The organism is Bartonella sp. AP88XZML (assembly GCF_042195565.1).
Taxonomy (GTDB): Bacteria; Pseudomonadota; Alphaproteobacteria; order Rhizobiales; family Rhizobiaceae; genus Bartonella.
In genome coordinates this window covers 1-5,022 of the sequence record NZ_JBHIOQ010000088.1, presented here as the reverse complement: position 1 = coordinate 5,022, position 5,022 = coordinate 1, and the positions used below count along the sequence as shown (strand labels likewise).

At 36.7% G+C, this 5,022-nt stretch carries 4 protein-coding genes and 1 pseudogene; 2 read left to right on the top strand and 3 right to left on the bottom strand.

The genetic code is table 11. From position 1 onward, the window contains the following. Positions 1-156, top strand: a pseudogene (locus tag ACFIK2_RS08645) (transcriptional regulator); the annotation flags it as partial. A 601-nt stretch (positions 157-757) separates the two neighbouring features. On the opposite strand, the gene ACFIK2_RS08640 reads toward ACFIK2_RS08645, so the two are convergent. The 3 genes from ACFIK2_RS08640 to ACFIK2_RS08630 all read right to left on the bottom strand — a co-directional run bounded on the left by ACFIK2_RS08640 (position 758) and on the right by ACFIK2_RS08630 (position 3,683). Next, on the bottom strand, positions 758-895 hold the full coding sequence (locus tag ACFIK2_RS08640) for a hypothetical protein (protein WP_375677165.1): 138 nt from the start codon (positions 893-895) through the stop codon (positions 758-760). A 486-nt stretch (positions 896-1,381) separates the two neighbouring features. Beyond that, positions 1,382-1,777, bottom strand: a complete 396-nt coding sequence (locus tag ACFIK2_RS08635) for a hypothetical protein (RefSeq protein WP_375677164.1) — start codon at positions 1,775-1,777, stop codon at positions 1,382-1,384. A 670-nt stretch (positions 1,778-2,447) separates the two neighbouring features. Then, positions 2,448-3,683, bottom strand: coding sequence for an MFS transporter (locus ACFIK2_RS08630; RefSeq protein ID WP_375662328.1), 1,236 nt, complete (start codon positions 3,681-3,683; stop codon positions 2,448-2,450). 1,186 nt (positions 3,684-4,869) lie between these two features. Between ACFIK2_RS08630 and ACFIK2_RS08625 the strand changes: the two genes are divergently transcribed. Further along, positions 4,870-5,022 (top strand): helix-turn-helix domain-containing protein (locus ACFIK2_RS08625; RefSeq protein ID WP_375677166.1); only part of this gene is annotated, 153 nt, incomplete at its 3' end.

Genomic DNA, 5,022 nt, shown 5'->3' with positions numbered 1-5,022 from the left:
TATGCGGACCTTTTAACAGCAGATATTCCCACAAAAGAACATGCCTTACACCACGATCAAGACACATACAGCGAAAAAGAACACGCACTTTTGAAAAACTTTAGAGAGCTCGAAGCGAAAAAACAAAAAGCAATCTTGTGGTTAATTTCTGATTAGGCAAAAGCGCATCAATCGACATCCTTTGCCAATATTCCCCTCTGCCTAAAGCCTTGCCCGCCTGATATCACCACATCTCAAAAAACGGTTTACGACATCATAGGATAACAAACTTCAAAATAGGATAAAAACACCAAAACCTTGGAAAAACATCCCCACCCCTCTCACAGAATCTTATCAAAAGATCTCATCTGATTTAAACGCACAATTCCGATTGTATCATTATGATACCTTTTTACATTTACCTTGTCAAGTTTTTATATTTTTCTTTTGATATTTTTGTGTTTTTCTTTAAGGGATCCACATCCCTCAAAACACCTTTTCTGCAAAATGCCCCTCATACAAAACACAATGTCTAAAACAACAAGAGCTAAAATAGGATTTCTCCTAAATAGGCATCCCTCTAAATAGGATTTCCCCCCTAAATAGGCTTTCATTGTATTGCTCATTCACCCACTTATTAAAAAAAACACTTCTCAATGCTTCTCACACCCATTTCACGGATATCCCCATACAAATATAGATGCAACTATAATTGTTAAGCTCCGCATAGAATATAAACGCCAACCACAATTTTTCTCTCTTCACATCTCTTTACACATCAGCTCTGCAATCTGTTCACAGCCATTCCCCACACACTCTTCTCCAGAAAACGCACTTCAACAACACTCTTCATCCCAGCGTTCCCCGCTCCATTCACAAATACATCCCCCAATCCTCGCACCACATTCCATGCCATGATAAAAGCCCACACAAAGCACAAATCCTCCGCTTCATTTTACAGATTCACATTTTTACGCTTTTACATCATTACAGAACGCAGCCAAAGGAAACTCCCAAACCACCACGCGATAATTTGATAAAAACAAAACACCTTTCCAACAATCTCAAACAACAGATTTCTGTAAAGAGTTCATATGAATTTGATTGTTTAGATCTGACTATTAGATTGGCATATAGAGCCGTAGAACAGAAAGTAATTTTCTATAAGACAGAAACGATAAAAGCGCTATATAACTGAGACAGAACATGAAGAATTGCAAACAGATAAAACGACATCTTTCTTCGTTACAACACTGAAATTGTAAACGAGACGACGAATAACTATCGTCTGAATATGCAATTTCATATCTGCAAATTTTTATTGATTAATTCAATCCCAACACTTCCCCTGAAACACATTTCTTCATTATCTACTTCTTTGAGACAAACCGGCAAAGGGGTTTCATCGATTATAAGTACGGAAATAATAACGGGTTACTCCAACCTCATCATAAGAAACCATAGACATGATACCTGTCTTTATTGGCGTTATTTGATAAGTCAAGATTACACCATTTTGCTGTTTGTTTGGTTGATCTGTATAGATCACGTTATATCCATTCCGTCGCAAGAGATCAATAAATACAGGAGTAAAGTTGTCTTCTGTTTTATTTTTTTTCACAATAAGTATTGTTGTAGCGGGCGGTAAAGGTTTTTTAAGATTACGAACAAAATCGTTAGCAATTAATTTTACATCATCTTTCGTAATATTTGGACTGACATAACTTGATGAATAATTACTGATAGATGCACAACCAGCCACCAATACAAGCGGTAACGGAAATAAATATTTTGACATCTTAACTCCCCTATTAATTGCATTCTCTCCTGAAAAGCTCCTACACCAGAAATAAGAGCCTCCTTTCAAAGAATAGCCTTAACAACATATTTCTTTACTATCAAGCATTAGTTAATCACTTTCTCGCTTGTTTAAAAAAACGACCACCATCTCTCATAGTACTCAAAGCTTATGTTTAAGACACAAAATATATATGTTAAAAGTACGAAAAAACACATGTAAAGCATGTAGTATACATATAGTATATGTATACTTACTTTCATGGTGTGTTGCATTACATAAACCAACGCACAGCACCCTTCATTTCCCCTCCATTCACGAAAACACTTCCCCCCAATCCTTCTCACCACATTCCGCGCCCCCAAAAGCCCAAAGTGACCAAAAACACGCACAATATATAAACCACAAATCCCCCACTTCACTTTTACAGATTCACATTTTTACGCTTTTACATCATTACAGAACGAAGCCAAGGAAAGGTTCACCGCCCCGTACCACTCTATAAACAACGGTCTGTAAAGAATTCAAATGCTTGCCTAGCAAGTTTCTACCACTGACCACTCATTCGTTTCAGATCACCCCCTTCAAAGAGCGGTGTTTTTACCTCATGAATAAGATAATGAGCGAACCGTCTTTAGAAAAAAGAAACGGCATGGAGATATCAAATATATCAATGGTCGTCATCGACTGTCGTGTTAAGAGGTGTTAACTCTTTATTTTTCTTAATTTTTACAACGCCAATAATTCCCGTGGAAATAATTAATGCGGACATAGCTAAAAAAGAGCTTAACAATCCCACGAGTGCCAAAAGTCCAGCAATAAAGCCAGACATTGCTTCGGCAGAGTTCGCTAAAGTTGAAAAGGTTCCAAAACTCTTACCAAAATCTTCACGACGAGAATATAATTGAATAGCTGAGACTAAACCAATATCCACAAAGGCACCAATAAATCCCAGAACAAATGCTAACACGAGAAGGAATTTTAAATAAAGTCCAGCAGCTAAAGGCATAACAAACAGGATAACCCCATAAAGAAGCCAAAATATCATGAGCTTCAACGATGTAATATTTAATATAATTTTACTATAGAACAAACCACCAACAATAGTTCCAACAGCCATGAGAGAAAAAATATAACTCACAAGGCTCTCCTCTCCCCCCACAAAAAGAACAAAAGCTGGAATTAAAAATCTTAAAATAGCACCCGTAAAGAGAATAGCAAACGACGATCCAACGAGCGTAATAAATAAATTATTATTTTCTGTAGAAATATATTTAAGATATGAAGCTGTTTCTCGATAAATTTTTATAAAATTGAATGATTTATTCTCGCTTGAATTTAAATTCATGAGATTAAATAACACGATAATAGATATAAAATAGGTAAAAAAATCAAAAATGAGTACTGCCGATTTATTTGCTAAAAAAAGCAGTATGGAACAAACCAAAGGGCCAATGACGGCTGCCGTTTCCATGATAATTTGAGCAATGCTATTGGCCTTTGTAAGATCTTTTATTGAAAACATTCTGGGAATAGCAGCTTGAAAACTTGGTTGGAAAATACTTCTTCCTATCGTTGTACATATTGCTGCAAAAATAAGAACAATGATATGTGCCGTACCTGTTATATAAGTTATAAAAACAAACAATGAAGCTAATAATCTAACAACTTCACTTAAGATCATATTTTTCTTCAAAGAAAAATTATCCGCTAACCAACCTCCTATAGGGCCAAAAAAGAGAAAAGGGATAAATCGAAAAAAATACACAAGACCTGTAAAAAAGGTGTTATCTGTTAATTCTAAGACCAGTAAAATAAAAACAACTTCATAAGCATAATCACCAACTTTGGAAATAAAGAGAGAGCAAAAAAGAGCTAATGGACTCTTTTTTAAAAACAAATTCATATCAACCATCCAATTTTAAACTTTGCTACACTTAAAGTTACACTTCCTTCGCTACAATTGGTGATATGAACTTCAAAAGAGTTGTTTATTCTAATAAATCGCTTAATAAGTTAAGTGAAAATTTTTAAAGAAATACTCCTCTTGATATAAGCATTTACTCTAATATCAAGTAATATCTTTAAAAAAAGAAAGAATGTAAAAATTATGAGATCACAATCTTCCATATTATTACATTGACCTCCACCCCACGTCTCAAAGAATGAAAATTCCCAACCAGCACTAGTCTACAATCCCACAATAAAAAGCAACTTTCCCCACAAAATAAAGCTTACACCCAACCACTTCTCAAACGATAGCACTTCATCAGGCTCAACAAATCAAGCCCTATCTCCTCGCCATCCTTCACGCATCTCTTTGCAACACCCGCCTTACCCACACTCTCCTCTTATCCATGCGCACTCTCTTCATCCTCCATTCCCCCTTTTTCTCTCCCGTCACACACTCACAACTTAACAGCATTCTTCCTCTAAACGTCTCCCTCCATTCACGAAGACACTTCCCCCCAATCCTTCTCACCCCTCCATATCATGACCAAAAACACGCACAATATATAATCCACAAATCCCCCCACTTCACTTTTACAGATTCACATTTTTACGCTTTTACATCTTTACAGAATAAAGCTAAAGGAAAGGTTCACCACCCCGCACAGCTCTATAAACAATAGTCTATAAACGAATCCAGCTTTTTGCCTAGTACCCCTTACAGTCTTCAGACGCCCCCCCTCAAAAGAAAATGTTTCATCAGACCAGACAAGATAAGCCCAGCCAAAAATATTCACCACACACTCTAAAAAACACCTAAATGTGGAAATTGATATACTTGATATCATCCCCCCTCCAAATAACGCCGTTTTATAGCATATTGATTTTTCTTGCCAATCTTCTGAAATTACTTTATCACTTAAAGTGTAATTTTGATCGTCTACGCACCGATCAAGAGGGATTAAAGGTCCTAAATCCGAGCGTAAAAATGAACCCGCTTTGCGGGTGTCCCGGGATTCCGGGAGATTTTGCTATGTCCAGGTGCTTCTCAGCACTAAAAGCAAAAAGCTGACTCGGATTCAGTACCTTTAACTCCCGGAATACCAATGCGAGGGCGCTCGCAACCGGAGGGGGGGCTTGAAGTGCCAACTAAAAATCCACATTTTATCGACATTTTGATAGGCAAAAGAATCCGTCATAGACGCATTTCAATAGGGCTTTCCCAAAAAGAATTAGGAAGCCATTTAGGTGTCAGTTTCCAACAAATCCAAAAATACGAAAAAGGCTTCAATCGT

Excerpts from the sequence above, each read along its gene's own strand:
- ACFIK2_RS08640 (WP_375677165.1), bottom strand. The coding sequence starts at position 895 with ATGGCATGGAATGTGGTGCGAGGATTGGGGGATGTATTTGTGAATGGA.
- ACFIK2_RS08635 (WP_375677164.1), bottom strand. The coding sequence starts at position 1,777 with ATGTCAAAATATTTATTTCCGTTACCGCTTGTATTGGTGGCTGGTTGT.
- ACFIK2_RS08630 (WP_375662328.1), bottom strand. The coding sequence starts at position 3,683 with ATGAATTTGTTTTTAAAAAAGAGTCCATTAGCTCTTTTTTGCTCTCTC.